This window comes from Legionella stuttgartensis (genome assembly GCF_977063405.2).
Map to the genome: position 1 here is coordinate 147965 of NZ_CDRUHA020000104.1, position 22359 is coordinate 170323.

Below are 22359 nucleotides of genomic sequence, written 5' to 3' on the forward strand. Positions count from 1 at the left end.
AAATTTCATCCCAAATCGTTTCCCTAAGATTCGAATATGCTAAAATCAAAGTAATCCGAGATTTTGAACATTTATGGCTCCGGATTACATACTCCATACTCAATGTAAATTTATGAAGACCGTTATGAATAACCATCAAAAAATCACGTGCCCTATTTGTGGGAAACAAAATACCTGGCGCCCTGAAAACCGGTTCAAACCTTTTTGCTCTGACCGATGTAAACTCATTGATCTAGGAGAATGGGCGAGCGAAACGCGAACAATTCCTGGAAATACCCTTGATCCAGACCTCAAAGTTGCTGTTCATAATGGGGAAGATGAATCGTTCTCTTCAGAAAACGAATAGTAATTGATAAGTTTCAGAGGAAGTGACCATCGTATTATTGTATCGTTTTTTGTTTTATTTGTTCTTCTGATGGTAATTTGATGTCATGGGCTAACCCAACACGTGATAATAAAACTATTAATATATAAGAAAGGTCAATTTGTCCATTTTTGAGCCCATGCTTGGCAGAGCTTGGAAAGGCATGATGTCCATTATGCCAACCCTCACCATAAGCAAGAATCGCCAAAAGCCAATTATTTTTACTGTTGTCTTGCGTGTTAAAGTCTTTCCTACCCCAAATGTGACAAACCGAATTGATGGACCAGGTCACATGTTGTTGGAAACAGACTCTGACAAATCCACACACAACAACTCCTTCCCAGAACGAATACCAGTTCATGTAGAGTAATCCATTGATAATCCCAGGAATAATTATTCCACTCAGCGCAATAGGGCCATAATATTTGTTTATAAATAATAAATCGCGATCCCGGAGCAAATCACCCAAGTAATATCGCCAGTTCTCAAGAGTATGGTTAGACATCCATCCCATATGGGCGTGATAAAAACCGTATAGCTTCCCTTTATTTGCCGAAAGGGGCGAATGAGGATCGAATTCGGTTTCTGTATATTTGTGATGTCTTCGATGAGCTGCTATCCAAAAGAAGGGAGGACCTTCATAAGCCATACAACCAAAACAAGCAAACACAAGTTTAACCCATCGCTTTGTTTTGAATGAGTGATGTGTTAACAAACGGTGAAAACCAATCGTAATCCCTAACACAGTACAACTGTAACAAATCAAAAATAATATTAAGGTACCAACACCAATATTAAATAACATCCCTGAAATAATACTGTAGAGTGTCACTAATAAGGGTATCCAAATGATGGCCCTACTGTAACGTTTTTCCGAACTGGTTAAACCACGATACAAATGCAATTCGGTCTGATTCATAACTACCTTTTATAGAAGACTTGTTAAGTCACCCCGATTGAATTGATAATTCTTATAACTATAGGTAATTGGTTTCCACAATTCAACCAATCAGAGTAATATTCAATCAATCCCTTGCAATAATAAGGCGTCCCGTACGCTTAGTCACAATAATTCGGCTTACTCTTATATGAAAAAAATTAGCAAAAAACTGATTATTTTTTGAACATTCCCGAAAAAAGACTACACTCATAAAATATGTGAAAACTAAGATATAGATAAATTTGTATCTGAAAATTATTTTGGCTGTGAAAATGAACTCCAGGACAAAAATCGAAAGTTTAGTCGAACTGTTCACCGAGCGTTGTCTCTCCAATCCATCAGCTCCGATATATTACTTTTCTGCAACAGGGCTGTTTGAAAACAGTCAACAACTCACCTACGGTGAACTACAACAAAAGATATATTCTATAGCTGCATTGATTCAACAGTACACTAAACCTGGAGAGCGAGTATTGTTGATTTTTACGCCTAGCCTTGATTATATAGTTACTTTTTGGGCTTGCTTGTTTTCTGGAGTGCTTGCAGTACCCGCGTATCCTCCATTTGATAAAAGTACGGTTGAAAAATTACAAGCAATTATTAACAACTCAAAACCATCTATTATTTTATCAAATACAGAAATAACCCAAAAAATTAGAAAATTAGGGTTTATAAAAAATCTTGCCTCCATTCCCTTGATTCAAAAATTTGTTAGTAAGTTCTCTACAAAAGTAGATCATTTAATGGAGTGGGATTTTCAAAGTTTTCGCTGGGTTGACATCAATAAGGCCTCCCTTGAGATGGCTGATTTATATAAGCCTTTATCATTCAAAAGTTCCGACATGTGTTATTTGCAATACACATCGGGATCAACAGCTATGCCCAAAGGGGTCATCGTACGGCATGGAAACCTATTGGATAATTTGAGCTTGGTTTATGAAACTATAGGAAAAACAAGCAATGAACGGATGGTTTCCTGGTTACCGCCTTACCATGATATGGGATTAATAGGCAATTTATTATTCCCCGTCTACACAGGCTTTAGCATTTTTATGATGTCTCCTATGTCGTTTCTCAAACACCCTTATTTGTGGCTAAAAGCAATTTCTGATTTCCAAGCGAATATCAGTGGCGGGCCGAATTTTTCATATGAAATTTGCGAAAAAAGAATTGATGAGCAATTACTCGAAAATCTGCAATTAAATTCATGGAGAGTTGCATACAATGGAGCAGAATTTATTAATCATAAGATCTTAAGTAATTTTTATAATAAATTTAGTAAATATGGATTTCAAAAAAAATCTTTTTATCCGATTTATGGTCTGGCTGAATCAACTGTATTCGTGAGCGGCTACAAAAATGGACATGACTATCCGCAATTATTGAATCTTGATCTGGAATCCTTACATCAAGATAGGGTCGAGCTATCTGACGGAACTAAAAATAACGCACATAGTGTTCTGGTTGGCTGCGGTAAGCCAATGGTCCCTTTAATTATTGTCTCTAAAGCGCCTTTTAGACTGTGTGCGGAGGGTGAAATCGGAGAAATCTGGATACGCGGGCCTAGTGTCTCCTCAGGTTATTGGGAAAATGAGGAAGCAAACAAGGAAACATTTCATGCCAATTTAGAGGATATAAAAGAAATAAAATATCTGAGAACTGGAGACTTGGGATTTTTATATAAAGATAATTTATACATTACAGGAAGAATAAAAGAACTCATTATAATCAATGGCAAAAATCACTATCCTTATGATATTGAAATCCTCATTGGCTCATTAGAGTCTCGTTTAAAAACGGGTTGTATTGCGGCATTTTCGACGCATGTTGCTGAATCGGAGCAATTGGCCATTGTAGCCGAAGTCAAGCAACTGTTCCCTGTTCATGAATGTGAAGAGATTGTAAATAAAATAAAAGCCGCTATCAGTTCAAGTTTTGGTTTAACCCCTCATTTCATCGCCTTATTACCACCTAAAAAAATTCCTAAAACCACCAGTGGCAAATTGAGAAGAAACATCATTAAAAAATTGGTAACCAACAATGAGTTAAACGCTTTTTATGTATGGCAATCTGGAAGTAAAAACTATGATGAGTAAAGATCATGTTACTGTTAGCGAAATTGAAGATTATTTACAAAATAATATAGCGAACATTCTAAGTCAGCCTAAAGACAATATCGATACAACATCTCCTTTAATGAATTTTGGGTTTGATTCTTTGCATATCCAACAGTTCATTGCCAATATTGAAGATGGCTTTCAGATTACAATCGACAGTGATTTAATTATAAATTTCGAGAATATTAAAGAACTGGCCGACTATCTACTGGAGTGCATTAATGAACAACAAGCAAAACCTGACTTCAGTACACTCAATGGTTTTTCAGACACAAAACAAAAAAGTATCGAAAAAACTAATGGGAATTATACCGAGTTTAAGGAATATCCTCCCTATGTGCAGCTAAAAAACATGCAAGCAAAACTGGGTAATACTATTTTTTTTGATTCCCAAGAAGGAACTTCCGAGAGTACGTGCATTATTGATGGAAAAGAATACATTAATTTTACCTCCTATAATTACTTGGGTCTTGCTTCTCATCCAGAGGTAATTGCCGCAAGCTGCGATGCAATTAGAACATATGGGACCTCGGTTTCTGCAAGCCGGCTCGTATCGGGACAAAAAATAATTCATCAAGAACTGGAAGATGGATTAGCGAAGTTGCTTGGAGTCGACGATGCCATTGTTTTTACCAGTGGCCACGCTACAAATGTAATGACCATTGCTCACCTCTATGGACCTGATGACTTAATTTTGCATGATGAATTAGCTCATAACAGTCTGGTCTTAGGCGCGGTTTATTCTAAAGCAACGCGCATTGCTTTTCCTCACAACGATTGGCAGGCTGTTGATACTATTTTATCTAAAGATCGAGGTTTTTATAAAAGAGTATTAATTGTTGTCGAGGGAGTTTATAGCATGGACGGCGATATCGCTAAACTTAACGAACTCATTAGCGTAAAAAATCGCCATGGTGCCTGGCTCATGGTAGATGAAGCACACTCCATGGGTGTTCTTGGGATAAATGGCAGAGGCATTGGTGAGTACTATGACCTTAATCCAACAGATGTAGAAATATGGATGGGAACTTTAAGCAAATCGTTTGCCAGTTGTGGTGGATACATTGCCGGTAAAAGAGAATTAATCGAATACTTAAAATATACGTGCCCCGGATTTGTATTTACAGTGGGGTTACCTCCAGCAAACACAGCTTCCGCCTTAGCCGCCATAAGACTTATGGCTAAAGAACCTGAGCGAATTAAACGATTGAATGAGTTGAGTCAGCTAGCAAGGAAGACTGCAATGCAATATGGTTTTGATATAGGATTAAATGAGAGTACACCTATTCTACCCATTATATTGGGAGACTCACAAAAATGCTTCAATATCTCAAAGCAATGTTTTAGCCTGGGATTGAATGTAAAACCCATTATTTATCCCGCTGTACCTGAAAATTCTGCTCGATTACGCTTTTTTATAACTGCTATTCATACACCAGAGCAAATTCTAAAATCGTTAGAAATTTTATCGCAATCAATTCATGGTTAGAATGAGGGTTTAGCACATTGAAGCAAGCCTGTTTTAATCTATTTTGTATTATACTATTAATATTGATATGGGCATTGAAACAAATAAGGGATTAATCAATGACTCAAGGAAAGAAGCCGCCTCAACTTTTTCTTGCATTTCCAGATGATTCTGAAGCATCGGAACCAATTCAAGGTGCAAACGCACCTGAGCCCTCAGCGAATGCAAGACCATGGTCACGTTTCTTTGCTCGCTCTATTGATATTACCCTATGTTCATTCCTTTTCGCCCTAATTCTCTCTTATTTGACTCCCTCATTTTTTCTCGATTTACCTGATCCAATCTTTGTCTTTATTTTTCTTTTTTTATGGATATTTGTTGAAACTATATTATTGACTACCTGGGGCACTACCCCAGGAAAAAGGCTTTTAAATATTCGGATAAAAACCACTAATGATAAAAAACCCCAACTGCTCAATGCGTTTCGACGAAGCATCAAAGTTTGGTTTTTTGGAATGGCAATGGGTATCCCGTTCATTGCTGTATTTACCTTATTTTGCGCTTATTTTGAATTAAACAAAAACAAGATAACTACTTGGGATAAATCAGAGAATTTTACAATTACTCATCAATCGATATCGATGTATAAAATAATCATTGCTGTACTCATTTTAGGAATCCCTATAGTACTGACTATTTATGAATTATATGCTTCGCAATGACATCCAAAGCAATTAGATAATCAGTTTTTTGCATTATCTTGCTCTTTCCAACTATCGGTAGTTTTTGGAAAAATTCTTACTTTAATAATTTTTGAGGGCGTTGCTTTTTCAATTTTGGCATTAAACTCTGGGAATTCAATACGTTCGCCTTCCTTAGGTAAGTAACCTAATCGATGAATGAATAATCCATTTAAAATATCAATTTCATCTTCTATATCAATCTCTTGATTAATTGCTTGCTCTAAAAAATAAATAGAGCAATTCCCAGAAGCAGATATGCTTCCATCCGCATTTAATACCCAATCCACTTTAGTACGATGAAACTCATCTTTAATGCGGCCAAGCATTACTTGCAGCAAATTATCGAGAGTGACAAAGCCTAAAATACTTCCTTTGCCGCTATACACAAGGGCAAAATGAGACGTTCCTTCACGAAATTTGTTTAATAAATCTAAGGCAGGCACGCGACGTGACACTTTAAGAACAGGTCTAATCAATGAGTGTAGTTCTTTGATTTCGCCCTGCTGATAAAAAATAGGTAGCAGATCCTTTACATGAATAATCCCAATCACCTCTTTTTTATCTGGATCATAAACCGGATATCGACTGTAGCGATGCTGCATGATTACCTCAATAATTTGCTGCATGGGCTTATTGATGTGAATCATAATCATTTCTTCACTATATCGCATGACTTCAGTAACTTTTAGATCGGCTAAATCAAGGGTATGTTCAATGATTTCGACCTCTTCCTCTGTAAGCTCACCATGCAAATGACTGGCTCCCAAGAGCAATTTGATTTCCTCTGTGGAATAAAAATATTCCGTATGATGAACTTCATCTAATTTAAAAACTTTCAAAAGAAAATTTGAGCATGTATTAAGCATCCATATTGCCGGGTACATTATCCAGTAAAAACCATATAAAGGGAGCGCAGTCCACACCGATACACGTTCTGATTGACGAACTGCAAGGGATTTAGGCATTAACTCGCCAACAACAATATGGAGAAATGAAATAAATGAAAACGCCACAAAAAAAGCAATTACTGTAATTAATCGTGGTGAGTCAATGCCAATAAAAATCAAAAAAGGTTTAAGCAATTCCGCAAAAGCCGGCTCTCCCACCCACCCCAATCCAAGTGATGCAATAGTGATCCCGAGCTGACAGGCAGATAAATAGGCATCCAGATGTTTATGTATATGAACTAAAATAGTACCGCGTAGACCATAACTATCCTTGATCGCTTCAACGCGAGTTGCGCGAAGCTTTACCATGCCGAATTCGGCAGCAACAAAAAATGCATTGAGTAAAACCAACAGGAACGCCAAAAAAACCTGTAACAAGTTAATCACTTATTGTCCTTATCTAAAAACCCTAGGAATTTTTATCCTTTTTTAGGGACTCTTTCCAAGCTTGCTCTTCAGACTGCGTTGCAAAAATCTCTGTGTCTGATTTTTCCGACAGATCTTTCGCTACTTTTTTATGTTTAGGAACTGGCATGCCACCGGGTTTATTTCGAACCTTATTTACTCGTTCCACGGCATGTGGATGAGGATTTAAATAGTTTTTCATATAAGTCCTTTTTAAACTTTCACTATTAGTATAAGTATAGACCGTTGTAGTTGGGTAAAGCACAGAGTCCCCAACACATCTCTGAGAAACCATTCCATCTCTATTTCGACACCCCACGGACAAGCCATGGGGTGTAAGCGCAGATGCGATCAAGGTAGCATAGCAGGCTTGACTAATTCGTTCTTGGTGACCGACTATTGTATGATGCGACCCGGGCGCCCCATTCCAATAGATTTTTATTGCAATCATCTTTATCTAAAATTACTTCAATAAAGCATAAAGCATCTGATTTTTTAGCCTCTTCGATTGCATCAAGAAGTGTTTGATGGGTAGGAGCTCTAAAAGCTCGAGCGTTTACTTGTTCTCCATTAAACACATCCACTAAATCAGCATAACGCCAATTATTAATTACATTATACGGACCATCATGAATTTGAACTTCAATTGTATACGAAGCATTATTCATTAAAAAAATAATCGGTTTATACCCATAACGAATGAGTGTTGATAACTCTTGGGCACTCATTTGAAAGGAACCATCGCCAATCAAAGCAATAACGCGCTTTTTATTATGAAGTGCTGCTTGCATTCCCAAAAGAGCACCTACAGACCATCCAATAGAGCCATACTGCATTTGAATTTCAAAAGGGCAACCTTCAGGTAAATTAAGACGCATGCCATTAAACCATGAGTCACCGGTTTCCGCCAAAACCCCATAATCACTACTTAGTAGCTTTTGAATTTGCCCAAATAGAAATCGTGTCGTAAGTGGTGAGTTCAAATCATCTGGCTCGTTATATAAAGGGGCGGAACCAGCAATTCGTTTGTACGCTTTAAGAGATGCATCATTGAATTTCAATTGATCCTTTAGACCGCGTAAAAACTCATTCATATACACGTCGGTATAAACCTTTCCTGCGATAGACACACTACCATCGGCAATAACAATCAGCTTCTTAGGCTGAATATTACATACATGGCCTACCGTCGTATAATCATTAAAATTGGGTCCTATAAAGAAATACAGATCACTTGATTCTACAATTTCGCCACATCCTGGTGAGCTCACCGGTCCCCAATAAATACCAATGTAATTGGGATGCTGCTCTGAAACGAATCCCTTCGCATCAGGCATTGCAGCCAGGGCATAGCCACAAGATTGGCTTAACGTTTCGATCATCGCTGTTGCTTCACAAGAACGCGATTTACTGCCAGCGATAAGCACCGGTTTAACTGCAGCGTTGAGTTTAGCAGCCGCATCTTCAATTGCAGCAGCAAGAGATGAAGTATCACTTAATCGTTTGACATTCAGTGCCCTTTGCGTTGGCGGCGAAACACTAAGCCCTGCAATATTACATGCGATTTCAATATATACGGGTTTTTTCTTTTCAAGTGCGATTGCTAACGCGGTATCAATTTGCATGGGCGCATCACTTGGTCTATGGATAAACACGCTGTGTGCCGTAATTTTCGCAAAAATTTCGCGAACATAGCTGTAATTTTCGGTTGCCAAAGTATGGTGCAAAATTTCCGCATCTTGCACGGAGTTTGTATTCGGTCCCCCTGAAATAACGATAATGGGTAGATTCTCTGCATAGGCACCGGCCACAGCATTGACCGCACTTAAGCCCCCTACACTAAAGGTAACAAATAACGCTGAAACCCCTTTTATACGTGCATAACCATCAGCTGCATAACCTGCATTCAACTCATTGCAACAATTGATCATGTTGAGTGATTTATTTTTTAATAGCTCGTCCAATAAACCCAAATTATAGTCACCAGGGATAGCGAAATAATCCGTCATACCTAATTCTTGGAGGCGTTGTGCGAGATAAGTGCCTACAGTAGCCATAAGGAATCCTTTTCTTGAAAATACTGCTAAAGAGTAAATTCATTATGGCAGTGGGTTACTCTTTCTTCAAGGAATTCATCGGTAGTCACTTTTTAAATGATCCACAAAATAATCCCAAATTCGACGCCAAACATAAGGATTCATAAAATACAAACCATGGTTTGCATTAGGAACTAATAACATATCAAAATTTTTATCTGCTTTAATCAACGCATCAATAAGGTGCATCATATTGGATGGATGAACGTTATCATCTAAATCACCATGAATTAGAAATAACTTACCTTTAAGTTTATCTGCATGGGGATAGTTGGATTGCAATGTATAGTCTACATCATTTGGCAGTCCCTGATACCGCTCGCCCCAAAATGCTAAATAACTTCGTAAATCTTGTAATCCGGAAACACAGACGCCCACTCGATAAAAATCAGGATAGTCTAATAATGCCCGGGTCGCAGCATATCCGCCTGCGGATTGTCCCAAAATGCCGACTTGATTTACATCAATATATGAGTAGTGTTGTGCGAGGCTTTTAATAACAGCAACGTGATCTTCTAATCCTCCCGCAGTTTCTAAATGTTGATAGGAATAATCATGGAATTTTTTAGACCGCAAAGGCGTGCCTCGTCCATCGATGTTGACGACAATAAAACCTAATTCCGCAATACTTTGAGGCCACCAACAGCCATAAAAATATTCAGGAGGGTCATAACAATACGTTTTAGGTACTCGTGTTAATTGTGGCCCCGGATAAATATCATCAATTATTGGATATTTTTTCTTTGGATCAAAATCAGTAGGGAAATAAATGACGCCATAAATATCAGTTTCTTCATCTGCACCTTTTAGACAAAAAGGCTTAGGATGTTTATATCCTAAGGAAAAGAGCTGAGAAAAATCAGCCTTTTCTAAGGTATCAATTTGTTGGCCATTTTTATCCCGTAGTTTTGTGACTGGAATGGAATCCATAGTGGAATAATAATCGATAAAATATTCTTGAGATGGTGAAAAAACAATTGAATGATCTGCAGTTTCTGGGGTCAACAATTGCACCTCACTTCCATCCAAACGAGCACGATATAAATAACGGAAATATGGATCAACTCCAGGCTCTTTACCATTACCCAAAAAATAAACCCATCGATGTTTCGCATCAACATGAAACACTTTGCGAACTACCCATGGCCCTTGCGTAATCTGATTTTTTATTTGCCCCGTTTGTAAATCATGTAAATAAAGATGAGCCCAGCCCTGATGATCGGATAACCAAATAAATTCATTTGACGCTTCAAGCATTCCCGTGTAATTCTGCCACAAAATTAATTGGCTGGGTTCGACATACCTCTTGGACTTTTCGGTAAAAATAACGCGTAGCTTTTGGGTGGCAACATGCAATTCACATAAAGAAAGTTGATGATTACCTCGTTCTTCCTTTAAAAAAAAGATTTTCGTGCTGTCTTCACTCCACCAGACATAGCCAGCTTCAATTGGAGAGCCCACCAATGCAGGCATCAGAGGAGGCATATCGATTTCGTGCAGCTTCTTTTCACTGACATCAATCCAACATAATTTAATTTCCGGGATCAGTTCATCACCTAAAAAAGGAATATGTGCTTCATGCACTTGGGGACGAAAAGAACCATCTTCAGGAACATATTGTAATAATGCCAATTTTTTTACATGTTTTTGCTTGCATTGAAAGCTGACAATTTTTTGTGAATCAGGAGACCAAATAGCCATAGGAGGCAGTACAACTTGGGTGCGGCGCAGCGTTAATGAAGTTAAATTAGTATCGGGAGAAACCGCGTATGCATTCGTTGAAGTACCCTCTGTAGTGAGCTGATATTCTTTATTTTCGTCAAATGAAAAAAGAAATAGATTATGCTCCTTACTGTATAAATCCCAATGTTTATTTGGGGAGCGAATTCTTGGCCCCATAGGAATGGGCAAAAGCCCCCATATCTCCATAATCGTGGGACACCGAGACATCGCAACCGGCTTCTCCTCGCTGACTCGCGAAAGTACCTGAGTTGTTCGATCATATTGAAAAATAAATTGCTCAATATGCAATTGCAAAATGTGTTCGTCAAAAAAATCAATTTGATTGATTGGCAAGGCAAAAGCCTTTACATCCCGATTTAATTGTTCCGCAATTTGTCCTGCCAATATTGAGTGGTCAAAGGCAAGCTCCTTCGTTTTAGTTTGTAGATTGAAAATAAAATATTCATAACCTTCAGCCGTGTCGTGGCGATGGCAAATACGCTTATCATCAGGTGACCACGCAATTGCAGGTTGAATGTTTTTTATCAAACGCACCACATTTTGCGGAAGAAATTTTTTTGCCCGCTCATAACGCTTTTCCTCATCTTTTTTCATAATCATGCCTGTTATTTTTGAGCTTGTTGCATTTTGGAGATCATCTCGTTCAAATCACTATATACCCAGGCTTCAGCGATTTGCTGATTCTTATCCAAGCGAAAAATGGTAATCCCACTATAAAATACAGGGATACCCGTGGCAGGAATTCCCGAAAATTCATCCCTGTGGGTACCCTGACCATGCCAACGAGTCACAACTTTATCACCACTTACCATCAGATCATCAATGGAGTGCATCAGATCTGGAAAAGCGAGATACCATTGTAGTAAGGCTTCTTTAAAATTCTGCAAATTGGCCGCTTGCTCATAGCTAAAATGGATTGAGGTCTTTGCTGAAAAGAGCTCATCAGCTAAGGCGGCCTTTTGCTGGTTCCACATCTCATCGAAAACTCTTCTCACTGTTTTTTCCATTGCCGTGACAGTCATGTTCATTCGTTTTTCCTTAACCTGTAAGTGTTTATTGCACTCAAGTGTGCTGGTTCTGGGAATAATTACAGTATAGTTCACTCAATTGAGAATTTATGGTGTTGGCTTGCTCAGTCCGGTAGTTGTAACAAGAGCACTCGACTTGGCTGATCCTAGTGCCCAGACAGATTTAAAAAAGCCAAAATGATTGTTTTTCTTTTCTGTATCCGCTTTAGGTGCTTCGAGCATTGTAGGGCCGAGTGGCGGGCTGGCATTCACAATCATTCCTTTACGTGCTTTGATGGCTACTTTAGAAAAAGGAATATTATCCTTTTTGGCCTCCATGATGTAATCACCTGGCGGGACATTAATGAACGCAACTCCGCCATCCAATGACGTCGATTTCAATTTATGAATAAAAGGGTTTGTTTTGTGAACTATAGGAAAAATACCAAAATAAAAGGTTTCTGCATTAACTTTAGGCGATAAACTAACGGTCACTCCCTCCACTCCTTGCGGGATATCATCCATCGTAGTATTGGGTGGGGTAACTGTTGCCGCGATTTGGCAGGTGTGGGGATCTTCAGTTTTCCACATCGCATAAGATAAAAATTGATAAGCCATAATTGAAGGCACTTGGAAGGAAATATTTTTTAGAAAATTCTCATTATTTATGCCTTCAGGCGGGACAATTAAAGTTGCTGTTTGTATGGTCTTATATCCGGTCCAAAAAGATCCAGGTTTCTCAAAAACCAAAGTAATCGGCTCTCCCACGGGCCATTCAAAAGGTCCAAATCGTCCCGAAGAGTCTGTTTTAAATTTTAACTTCTCATTTTCAAGAACGGTAATTGTTGCATCTGCGATGGGCCAACCGGATATAAATGATCGTGCAAATCCAGATACCAATGCTGTTTTCATAATAATTCCTTTTGAAAATTGAATGAAAATCCTAATTCAATATACCTTAGGTTCACAAGCCCAATTTTTATTTAAATTTTTTCTGCCAATTAGAATCCTTGAAGGTGGTCGACATTAGCTTAAACCGTTTAATGTATTACTTTTGCGTTCTATCAGTTCAGCTTGAGCCTCCGGATCATCAGGATTCAGATCCCCCGAACGAACTTCCCTAGCAGTCAAGGATTTCGCATCGGTCGAGAAAAACATTTTTTTATGTACCAGAGAAGTTACTTGACGCCAAGAAGATCTTCGTGTTTTCTTTGAAAACGTTAATTCATCACATGAAGTCGATTGATGACTTAAGTGTTTTATTTTAGCCTGATAAAATTCTAGACTTAGGGGTGCCATAAGCTTTTGTTTCACATAGTATGTTCTATTCACTTCGATGATTCGTCCAATCGTTTTTTCAAGTTCCTCAATCAACTGATCCAATGTTCCATGCGCCTCTTTCAATTTGAGTTGCTCAGGGGAAAGCTCCTCGACCGCCTTGAATTCTCTAACCGCTTTATTTAGGTTTTTTATATAAGAACTAACATAAGAAATTAAACGATTCGCCAACTGAATGGGAGGGTGAAGTTGCCCTTTAAAAAGAACCGCTGGTAGCAAATTATTGTTTAAAAAATTCTGGTTCAGATCATCCAAAATCGATTGGCAATCTCTGCTTGGATCATCTAAATTAATCACATCAGTTTTTCTTAGTTGGATCCTAAGTGAAGCCAAATATAAGTCGTCCTCATTAGCTTCAAAACTATTATTTAAAAGAACCCTCAGGTCTGTAATATTTCGGCTGAACTTATGATTCAATAAAGTCTTGAGCTCAAGAACTCTCATCAAGATTGCACCTACTGCCTCAAATCGGCCTAAAGGATAATGATTTCCATCCTTAGCAAAAGTAACATCGGTTAAAATAACTCCTAAAAATGGCAATGTCGTTCGATAAAGTCGATAGACTTCACGCATCCATTTGGAATTTCCTTCCTTACTGACCATTTGCTCTAATTCAATAAGTGTTTTTCGTTCTTTGGATGACAAAAGTTCAAATGAATTCGTGAGTCGTAAAATATTCGTGTTATTAAATACGCTGCAAATTAACATTAAATGGTTTAAATCTGGATATTTTTCACCATCTAAAAGACAAAGCTCGTGAGCCAATTCCAGCATAAATTGTAAAGCATTTTTAATGTTAGCACTGGTCTGACTCAATATTTTCTTTTCAAAATAAGCGCTTAACTTGTTAAAAAATTGAGTTAAATCATCGATGTGAGGAGCATTTTTTTTAGCCCCTGCTTTTACCCAATCGGTGCCAAATTCTTTAATAAGTACATTTTGGTAAAAACTGATCGTAAGAAGACGCATTTCTTGAGCAATTTGTTTTACTTCGTGCTCCCGTTCGCCTTTCTTCAAATCTAATGCTTGATCCACAAGCTGATCAAAAGACTCTTGTGCAACCTCATATTCTGCCAATCGTTGAGTGATTATTTGATAATTACTTAAAACAGGATCATTAAACACTTCCGAATTATTTTCAATTAATGCCTCAAAAAGAGAGTTAATTTGCATACCCAACAAGCCTAAGCCCATTTCTTCATCAACATTACATTTGAAAAATGATTCCATTTGTAAAAAAACCATGGGATCAGAGCTTATCCCTTCAATGCATTGATAGGTAAATAATTGCCACACAACATAATTAGCAACGAGCTTTTGGTGATAATCAAAGTTCTTATATAATTTTCTCAAATTAATGAGGATGGTTACTAAATCATAAGAACTTAACAAGCCTAAAGTTCTATGAGCAACTCGTTCAAAATCAAATTCTCGTATTGAATCGGGTGTTTCCTTGCAGGCTGTTAATAATTTGAGGGTGTTAGTAAGCGATATTTTTTTGGAAACTTCTATTTCTTTTTGCTTTGGAAGCATTAAATTATTACCGAGTAACAAAGAAGAAAAGTCACTGAATAATTTGAAATTTCTATTTTGAATTTGTTTATATTGTGCGTTCACAACCGAATACGAAGAAGAAAGAATATTCAGGAGGACCTCTTGAACAGTGTCCGCTGAAAACTCACTTAAATCCAACGCCTCGTTGATATGATATTTACAAAATAGCTTAACTACTCGTTCGAATAATATCTGATAAGAAGAGTCTTTTGCTTGATGTGCCGCGAGTAAACTCTTGAGATAAGGTGTTAACGAATAAGGTCCAACTGGTTTTCTATCAAGCCCCCCTCTTCCCCCTTGTTCTTCCATTGGCTCAAAGTTAAGTGCCTGCGAGTTGATTTCTTGTAATTTGTAGGTGGGACTAGAAGAGCCACCACTATCTGGAGAAACTAAACGATACGAGGAGGCACTTCGTGAAGACATCAACGGAAATGATACTTGAAAACTATTAAGAGAACTCGAGTCAGGGCTACTTGGACGTTTACGTAAATCAAGTAATTGAATCTTGGACAAATCAATATTGAGAATTGCCTGTCTGATTGCAGGGTTTGCAACAGCCAATTCGGGAGCTGTTTTCTTGTTTGCATTTTTTATCGAACGCTTTGTTTGCTTATGTTTAAGAAGAATGTTAACCGCCCAAAGCTGATCAAAAAGAACCGCTTCATGTAAAGGGGTATTTCCATTGCTATTCTGACTATTGACCATGTCTGGGAAATGCTTAAGCACAATATTCAAGGTTTCTTGATTTTCTTCTCCATTTCTTATTGCGAAATGTAATAGTGTATTACCTAGTCGATCGGGTCTTTGCGCAACTGCTTTTCGATGTTCATCAGATAACAAGATATCAAGAACCTTCGTTTTGTTTTTTAATACTAAAAGATGAAAAACATTGCGTCCCAAAATGTAGGTTTTTTCAATTAATTGGCGATCTTTACTAAACCATAAATCCAACTTTTTTAAGATCGCCGCTTGATCGTTTTCTGTAGAAATTAAATTTTGTATTTTTTTTGTTTTCATTTTTCCACATCCTGTTTTATCTAAATACTACTTGAACAGATTTAAAATGGCCCAATTTTAACCTTTATTAGAGACATTTATATATACAGTGGTTATTTTTTTCATGTAAATGGTGAAATATGATTATGAAACAATAAGATGCAGAAAAAAAATTTATAATTGACAGCCCTTCAGAAAAAGTTGAACCTGAGTTATAGAGCATGCTCCAAGGTACTAAGTTAAGAACTTTTCTTCCTGTCTGCGACTTGTTCGCGGGAGCAGCGACGAAGCTACATTCCTTGGTTTTCGCGAACAGGTCGCTGAACGTAGACCTGGGGAAAAGCTTAGCTTCGTGCCATTGGAGTTGCTCAATTTATTGGTCTTTTTTCATTTTAAATATAATTTGGAACGAACTCGCAATGGCAAATATTAAAAAAATAATTTTCTTCTCGTTATATTTCTTTTTAAATATCAACGTTCATAGCCAATCACAAGCAATTGATGAGAAAATTCTAGTTGATTACAATTACTTAGGCACGTTTTCTAAAGAGATGGCGCAAATAGCATTAAGAAAAATGCCTCCACTTGATGTACTTGAAGCCAATTACGATGTAACTCTTTATAAGATCAACTATAAAACTCCAGCTCCTGATGGTCATATCACCACGGCTTCTGGCTTGGTTGCTGTACCTCGTGTAATCGGTAGGCTAGGAATTGTCAGCTATCAGCATGGAACACGCTTCAACCATGATGATGCTCCTTCGAGGATGAAAGAAGGCGATGCAATATACCCGGCTCTATTTTCCAGCCATGGCGGTTATCTAACCGTTATGCCGGATTATCTTGGTTTCGGAGACAACGAGTTACCACTCCATCCTTACGTACAATATGAAACCCTGGCCAGTAGCAGTGTAAATATGCTGTTAGCCGCCAAGGAGCTTACGAAGATAATAAAGATTGATCTCAATGACCAACTCTATATTGGAGGCTATTCAGAAGGAGGTTTTTCTTCTTTAGTATTGTTCGAGTTACTTACCACCCAGTATCCTAATATCCCGGTTACTGCTGTTGCTTTAGGTTCGGCTCCTTACGACTGGAATGAAACCATGCAATTTATTATGCGGGATCCGGGGCCACGAGCTACCGCATATTTGGCGTATTTTTTCTATTCGCTGCAAACCTATAAAAACTATTGGGCTGATTTAAACCAGCTATTTGTTGCCCCCTATAATAGTAAGATCCCCGAGTTATTTGATGGACATCATTCCACTAAGGAAATACTCAATGCGCTGCCGCAAAACCCCGCATTAATTTTTCAGCCCGAATTTTTTGATGCCATTTTAAATCATACGGAAGAAAATTCAGAAATACTGAAGAACTATTTCAATCATTATAGTTTTTCTCCCACGGCACCTTTATTACTTGTTGGTACCAAGGGTGATAGAGATGTTCCTTATCATGGAGCAGAAATGGCTTATGAACAATTTAGGAACGCGGGTAGTAATGTATTTATTCATTCAGTAAGTGACACACTCGATCATCGTGATGCAGGGCCCTATGTCTTTTATGAAATGCTTCGATTTTTTAAGCGATTTCATCCTGAATAAAAAATTAAACACCTTCTCCCCTTGGGGAGAAGGTGCCCGACAGGGCGGATAAGGGCCACTCCCCTAAATCACCATTAATTCCTTCCCGCCATAACCCCGCCATCAACATTAATAATTTCCCCGGTGATCCAGCTGGATTTCTCGGACAGCAGAAATTCAATAGCATTTGCAACATCAGTAACCTTTCCTATCCTACCAATAGGGTGAAAGCCATTAAAATTCTGCAGCGATACTTCAATTTGCTCTTCAGCGATGAAGGACTTATAGATAGGTGTGACAACCACTGCCGGAGCTACCGCATTCACTCTGATGTTGTGATCTGCAAGCTCCATAGCTAAATGCTGGGTTAATGAATGAAGACCTGCCTTTTGCATTGAATAGGCCGAAGAAGGAGTAGCCTTGATCGCTTGATTTGCCCACATGGATCCAATGTTAACTATGGCCCCACCGCCCTCGTGTTTCATTTTTTTTGCAACAGCCTGAGTAATAAAGAAAAATGCTTTATTAAGGTTTATTTGCAGATCATAATCCTCTTCTGTATGGTCTAAAAAAGATACTGGTCTAAAATAACCCGCCGCATTGATAAGATACTTTATTGTACGCGTTTCATTCTTTATTTTCATAACCAAGTGTGCCACCTGTGCTTTATCATAAAGATCAATAACGAACTCTTCGACCTGGCCTCCCATCTGTTTTATTTCATTGGCTGCATGTTTCAACTTTTGCTCATCCCTGCCGGTGATGAGTAAATCAACACCACTTGCAGCAAGCTTTTTTGCGGTTTCCAATCCCATGCCACTAGAACCACCGATAATAATGGCTAAATTATGATTTAACATGTCTCTCACCTTTTAGTTGATAGAAAATCTGTTCCGCTGAGTATGGGAGATATATAATCCTAAAAAAAGTAAGTACTTAGTGGTACAGTAGGTACTTATTGGTATGCATTCTTGAATTATTTGAAGAAGACGTTGAAAGAAAAAAAACCTTTAAAAACAGCAACTATGGTTGAGACTATTTACGGTTGTAAGTGGTCACTTACCATCTATTCTCTTTTGCGAGAAGGAATCAATCGTCCAGGGGAAATGGTACGTTGTGTCGAGGGCCTCTCCACTAAGGTTTTAAATCAATGCCTTAAAAAAAATCTTGAATTCGGAATTCTTGGCAAAACCACTTTTCACGAACTTCCCCCTAGAGTTGAATATTTCGTCACTCCTTTTGGGGAAAAATTTCTAAAGATTCTCGATGAAATCGAAGAACTGAATCGTTCGATTGAACCCTAAGAAAATGAATTTACTTTAATGTACAGGAAACCAGTCCATTATCCAGTTGCAATTCATTACCTCCAAAATCCGTCATAAATTGCCCTATGTACGCTTGTTTTTGTTTGTTAAATTGTGCTGAAAAGAAAATCCGTGGGCGATCTTTCTCATCCTGATCCATTGCCACAAGGAGTAAATTATCTGCTCGCAAGCTGAATCGGGTCACATTCACTGGATAATCAAAATCAATTTGAGGTAAATCCCCGATTTTATTGGGTGCCACAAAGGAAATAGCATCTTCTATTCCTTGCATATGACAGACAACAGTCTTTTGCGCAGCAGATGCTGCACCAAAGCCAACAAAAATCAGTAGCAATGATAAACCAAGACGTTTCATTAAGAATGAACTCCTATCCTTAGGCTAAGCACATCTCATTAGGAATAAATAATAACTTAATCGGTACCACTTCACCAGTGAGGTATAGATTTAATCTGGAGCCCCAAACGAGCGGAAACAACACGTGCATTCTAAGTGAAACTGAAAAGTTTATAGCGATGGGTATAATTTGCCAACCGTATTTGTAAACCGAAGTAGAAATATACGATTGACATCAGTGTGTACTGATTTATGAAATCATGCTTAACACGCTGGTGCAGGAAGAAGTCCATCCACTAAAAATATATCTCGCTTAAAACTTAATCGCTTATGAGTATCATTAGAGATGAAACCAATTTCCTGATTGGTTATATTACATATCCAACGCTCAAGACTTATTGGTTTTTTAGATTGAAACGCTTTGGGGGTAAATAACGCGACATTGATTCCTTTTTCAGGATCGCGAGCAGAAATATATTGAAATGCTTCTACATCCGCGTTTCTCATTGAAGTACCCAATTTTTGAGTATCACCATAGTATTGAGGCGATGTAATTATTTTTTCAAATGCATCAAATGGCTGCTTATTCAAAAAAACGCCGTGAGCTGTTTTAATCCCTACTGTGTAGCTTGAATAAGTCATCTGAATGTTATCAGGATATGGTTCCTTCATCCCTGACATAAAAACAAATCGATAATAAGCAGTTTCAGCTAATGCGGTGGAACTATTCAGCGCTCCGTAAAATAGGCTGGGTTCAAAAGTACTGCCAAATCGTGAACCATATTGCAACGGTGGATAGCGAAATGGAGTGATGAGTAAATAATGCAAATCTTCATATTCTTCAGGCTTTTTAGGTTTAGATGTTTCTAATAGTTCTTCTAATATACCTTGTTCTTCAATATTATTAACAAGAGAGAGTGTTGCAACCTCTTCTTGGTCTTCTACAACTCGATGTATTGTTGCCATTATCGAGGTAATATATTGTGTACCATCCATTTCATCCCATAGATCTCCCACTAAACTTTACCTCTCATTGCATCTAAATAATTCACAACACGTGATAGTCCCATTATGGTTTTCATTTCCTGCAAAGGAACGCCTTGAATATGGTGGTTATAGGTATTTAACCAATGAATCATCGCTTTTTTATCCCCGCCATTAAGTGCGTATAGTGATCGATAAACGCGAATCAATAGCAAAGCCAACTCTCCTGGCTTGCTACTAGGGTCAAGCTCACCTTTTTTTAAACATCTATCAATAGTATTGCGATGTTGGCCAATAATGGCCGCCAGATCCTGGCTGTTAATTTTAATCACGTGTTTAAGTTGATTTATTGCCGTAGCCAAAACAGTTGCAGGATTAGGCTTCTCTGCTGCATGCATCATTCATACTCACTCATTAACCATATGGTGAATTATAGCATAAAAATCACCATTTAGTGCAGCATCTTTCTTTTATGCAGCGAACTTATCCCAAATAGTCATAAAAAGTGCCGGCAGCGGTAAAATTGAAATTAATATGGGCCTTAGATGGACTTAATCTTTCAACATTCCGGCCTGGATGCAACGAAGCGAAATCCGAAAATTGTCATTCTCATAACAAATCACATGGTCTTCAAGTATTCATTTGAAACTAATTTTCATTGCGAATAATGACGTACCCTTCATCTGTTTGACAATAGCTTACTGTGGCTAAATTATTGATTATGTCGAGCAACGATTCTATTTCAATTGGCTTAATCAGATAACCTGCAGCTCCTAGAGCGGCGGATTTTTCTCTGTCCTTACTATAATCCGAACCGGTACACATAATAACCGGAGTTTTACCGAGTATTTTATCAGTTTGAATTTGTTTCAATATTTCAAATCCATTCATGCCTGGCAGGTTAATATCAAGAAATATCAGATCAATAGGATTATTTCGAGTAAATTGATCATGTAATAAATTAAGTGCTTCTGTCCCGCTTTGCGCTATAAATAGATTAAAATTTATATGCGCTCGCTCTAGGATAATTTTAGTAAACTCCAGATCCTCATTAAGATCATCTACAAATAAAATATTCGCTAAGGATGTTTTACTGGATACATTAACTGGATTCACTGAGGTTTCTTTTACTTTTCCTCGTCTATTAATCTTCAAAGCACTTGGGAGAGTAAAAGAAAATATTGTGCCACCTTCAGGTTTGGATTTACAATTTATTGTTCCACCATGTAATTCTACAATTTTGGCACATATCGCCAACCCTAATCCAGGCCCATTACTTATGCGGGTAGCTCGTTTGAATGGTAGAAAAATGGTTTCATTGTCTTTGCAATCGAGACCTAAACCATTATCCGATACATGAAACGTTACACATTTTTTCTTTGGGTTTGCAGAAATAGATATTTCGGGAATATTTTCATTATAATAAATGGCGTTGCTAATTAAATTTTGCATCAATTGGATCATTTGAGTTCGATTTGCACATACGTGAGGTACCGTATCTGCACGAATATTCGCATTTTTTTCTCTGATCAGGTAGTCAAGGTTTTTTACAACCTCTACGATAACCTCATTCATATCACATGGTTCATTAAGTTTCGTTTTCAATTCATCAAGTTGCATGTAATTAAATACAGTATCGATTAGCGTCAGCATGCGTTTACTGGCATTGTAAATATGCTGAAAGTAATCGGCTACTCTACCAGTAAAATGAGATTCTTCCTGAGCGATGATGTCAACGAAAGAACTCATGGTTCGTGCTGGCTCTCTAAGATCATGAGCTAAGGCACGGGTAAAAATCTCCAAGGTATCTCGTTGCTCTCGAACATTCGCCTCTCGCTCTCGTATGGTTTCTATATGTTTTTTTAGATCGATATAAAGATGCGCATTTTTCAATGCAACCGATGTCGTATCGGCAAGAGCTTGTAAAATATTGAGTTCTTCTTGTGTGGGTAAGCGTTTTTTGGCCCAGTAATTGCCAATAGCACCTATAGGATCTTCTCTACGAATAGGTACCATCGCCAAACTCTTAACAAATGTCGGTCGATATGCATCTTGTGGGATGCGTGGATCACGATAAATGTCCTCAATCACGGCTAATTTTTTATGCAGCATCACCCAACCACTGATACATGTTTTCATTGGAAAACGTTTGCCTTTCCATAGTGGACCGATCGCATTTTCTTCCACATAGTAACAATAATTACCGTCCTTTAATACAAATGTTGCACCATCCGCTCCAGTGAGTTCGCGCGCGGCATGACGCACAATTTCAGTGATCGCTTGAATATCATTTGCCTGAGATAAATCTTGTACGACCTTAACCAAGTGTTCCATTGCTGAAACATACCAAGTAGAACACTCTTTGCCGTTAGAAGGTAATTTGGCATCCTGCATAAAAAAACTCGTTATGTT

At 37.9% G+C, this 22359-nt stretch carries 19 protein-coding genes; 6 read left to right on the forward strand and 13 right to left on the reverse strand.

The annotated features are described in order from the left end of the window. Positions 1–124: 124 nt before the first annotated feature. Complete coding sequence (locus ACWTEW_RS32955) at positions 125–346, forward strand: DNA gyrase inhibitor YacG (RefSeq protein ID WP_454782199.1); 222 nt, start codon at positions 125–127, stop codon at positions 344–346. A gap of 34 nt (positions 347–380) precedes the next feature. Here ACWTEW_RS32955 and ACWTEW_RS32960 read toward each other — a convergent pair whose 3' ends face one another. Beyond that, entirely contained in the window at positions 381–1283 is a 903-nt protein-coding gene (locus ACWTEW_RS32960) for an acyl-CoA desaturase (RefSeq protein ID WP_454782200.1), read from the reverse strand. Positions 1284–1576: 293 nt separating this feature from the next. Here ACWTEW_RS32960 and ACWTEW_RS32965 point away from each other — a divergent pair, with 293 nt between their 5' ends. The 3 genes from ACWTEW_RS32965 (at position 1577) to ACWTEW_RS32975 (ending at position 5611) form a co-directional block, all read left to right on the forward strand. Next, entirely contained in the window at positions 1577–3400 is a 1824-nt protein-coding gene (locus tag ACWTEW_RS32965; protein ID WP_454782201.1) for a fatty acyl-AMP ligase, read from the forward strand. Next, positions 3390–4910 carry an aminotransferase class I/II-fold pyridoxal phosphate-dependent enzyme gene (locus ACWTEW_RS32970; protein ID WP_454782202.1) on the forward strand — a complete coding sequence of 507 codons (1521 nt, stop codon included), beginning with the start codon at positions 3390–3392 and terminating at the stop codon, positions 4908–4910. The genes ACWTEW_RS32965 and ACWTEW_RS32970 overlap by 11 nt, the downstream gene beginning before the upstream one ends. A 98-nt stretch (positions 4911–5008) precedes the next feature. After that, positions 5009–5611 carry an RDD family protein gene (locus ACWTEW_RS32975; RefSeq protein ID WP_454782203.1) on the forward strand — a complete coding sequence of 201 codons (603 nt, stop codon included), beginning with the start codon at positions 5009–5011 and terminating at the stop codon, positions 5609–5611. Positions 5612–5631: 20 nt separating this feature from the next. Here the strand turns inward: ACWTEW_RS32975 and ACWTEW_RS32980 are convergent, their stop codons facing one another. From ACWTEW_RS32980 to ACWTEW_RS33010, 7 genes are all read right to left on the reverse strand, one after another. Continuing rightward, the gene (locus tag ACWTEW_RS32980; RefSeq protein ID WP_454782204.1) at positions 5632–6966 is read right to left on the reverse strand and encodes a hemolysin family protein; all 1335 of its coding nucleotides are present in this window, start codon (positions 6964–6966) and stop codon (positions 5632–5634) included. Positions 6967–6988: 22 nt separating this feature from the next. Continuing rightward, positions 6989–7186, reverse strand: coding sequence for a hypothetical protein (locus tag ACWTEW_RS32985; protein WP_454782205.1), 198 nt, complete (start codon positions 7184–7186; stop codon positions 6989–6991). Positions 7187–7358: 172 nt separating this feature from the next. Further along, positions 7359–9041, reverse strand: coding sequence for a thiamine pyrophosphate-binding protein (locus ACWTEW_RS32990; RefSeq protein WP_454782206.1), 1683 nt, complete (start codon positions 9039–9041; stop codon positions 7359–7361). 75 nt (positions 9042–9116) lie between these two features. Then, a complete protein-coding gene (locus tag ACWTEW_RS32995; RefSeq protein ID WP_454782207.1) occupies positions 9117–11417 on the reverse strand; it encodes a S9 family peptidase in 2301 nt (766 codons plus the stop codon). A gap of 11 nt (positions 11418–11428) precedes the next feature. Then, positions 11429–11851 (reverse strand): ester cyclase, encoded by a 423-nt coding sequence (locus ACWTEW_RS33000; protein WP_454782208.1) that lies wholly within the window; start codon positions 11849–11851, stop codon positions 11429–11431. Positions 11852–11938: 87 nt separating this feature from the next. Then, complete coding sequence (locus tag ACWTEW_RS33005; RefSeq protein WP_454782209.1) at positions 11939–12742, reverse strand: carboxypeptidase regulatory-like domain-containing protein; 804 nt, start codon at positions 12740–12742, stop codon at positions 11939–11941. A 114-nt stretch (positions 12743–12856) separates the two neighbouring features. Continuing rightward, positions 12857–15739, reverse strand: a complete 2883-nt coding sequence (locus tag ACWTEW_RS33010; protein ID WP_454782210.1) for a RasGEF domain-containing protein — start codon at positions 15737–15739, stop codon at positions 12857–12859. 398 nt (positions 15740–16137) lie between these two features. Here ACWTEW_RS33010 and ACWTEW_RS33015 point away from each other — a divergent pair, with 398 nt between their 5' ends. Then, positions 16138–17325, forward strand: a complete 1188-nt coding sequence (locus ACWTEW_RS33015) for an alpha/beta hydrolase family protein (RefSeq protein ID WP_454782211.1) — start codon at positions 16138–16140, stop codon at positions 17323–17325. A gap of 74 nt (positions 17326–17399) precedes the next feature. Here the strand turns inward: ACWTEW_RS33015 and ACWTEW_RS33020 are convergent, their stop codons facing one another. Continuing rightward, complete coding sequence (locus ACWTEW_RS33020; protein WP_454782212.1) at positions 17400–18164, reverse strand: SDR family NAD(P)-dependent oxidoreductase; 765 nt, start codon at positions 18162–18164, stop codon at positions 17400–17402. A gap of 165 nt (positions 18165–18329) precedes the next feature. On the opposite strand from ACWTEW_RS33020, the gene ACWTEW_RS33025 reads away from it, so the two are divergent. Next, complete coding sequence (locus ACWTEW_RS33025) at positions 18330–18608, forward strand: winged helix-turn-helix transcriptional regulator (protein WP_454782328.1); 279 nt, start codon at positions 18330–18332, stop codon at positions 18606–18608. Between the two features lie 10 nt (positions 18609–18618). On the opposite strand, the gene ACWTEW_RS33030 is transcribed toward ACWTEW_RS33025, so the two are convergent. From ACWTEW_RS33030 to ACWTEW_RS33045, 4 genes are all read right to left on the reverse strand, one after another. Further along, a complete protein-coding gene (locus ACWTEW_RS33030) occupies positions 18619–18984 on the reverse strand; it encodes a hypothetical protein (protein WP_454782213.1) in 366 nt (121 codons plus the stop codon). Positions 18985–19227: 243 nt separating this feature from the next. Further along, positions 19228–19980, reverse strand: a complete 753-nt coding sequence (locus ACWTEW_RS33035; protein ID WP_454782214.1) for an RES family NAD+ phosphorylase — start codon at positions 19978–19980, stop codon at positions 19228–19230. Then, entirely contained in the window at positions 19980–20348 is a 369-nt protein-coding gene (locus ACWTEW_RS33040) for an MbcA/ParS/Xre antitoxin family protein (protein ID WP_454782215.1), read from the reverse strand. The genes ACWTEW_RS33035 and ACWTEW_RS33040 overlap by 1 nt, the downstream gene beginning before the upstream one ends. A gap of 247 nt (positions 20349–20595) precedes the next feature. Then, positions 20596–22341: an ATP-binding protein gene (locus tag ACWTEW_RS33045; RefSeq protein WP_454782216.1), complete on the reverse strand. Its 1746-nt coding sequence runs from the start codon at positions 22339–22341 to the stop codon at positions 20596–20598. Positions 22342–22359 lie beyond the last annotated feature (18 nt).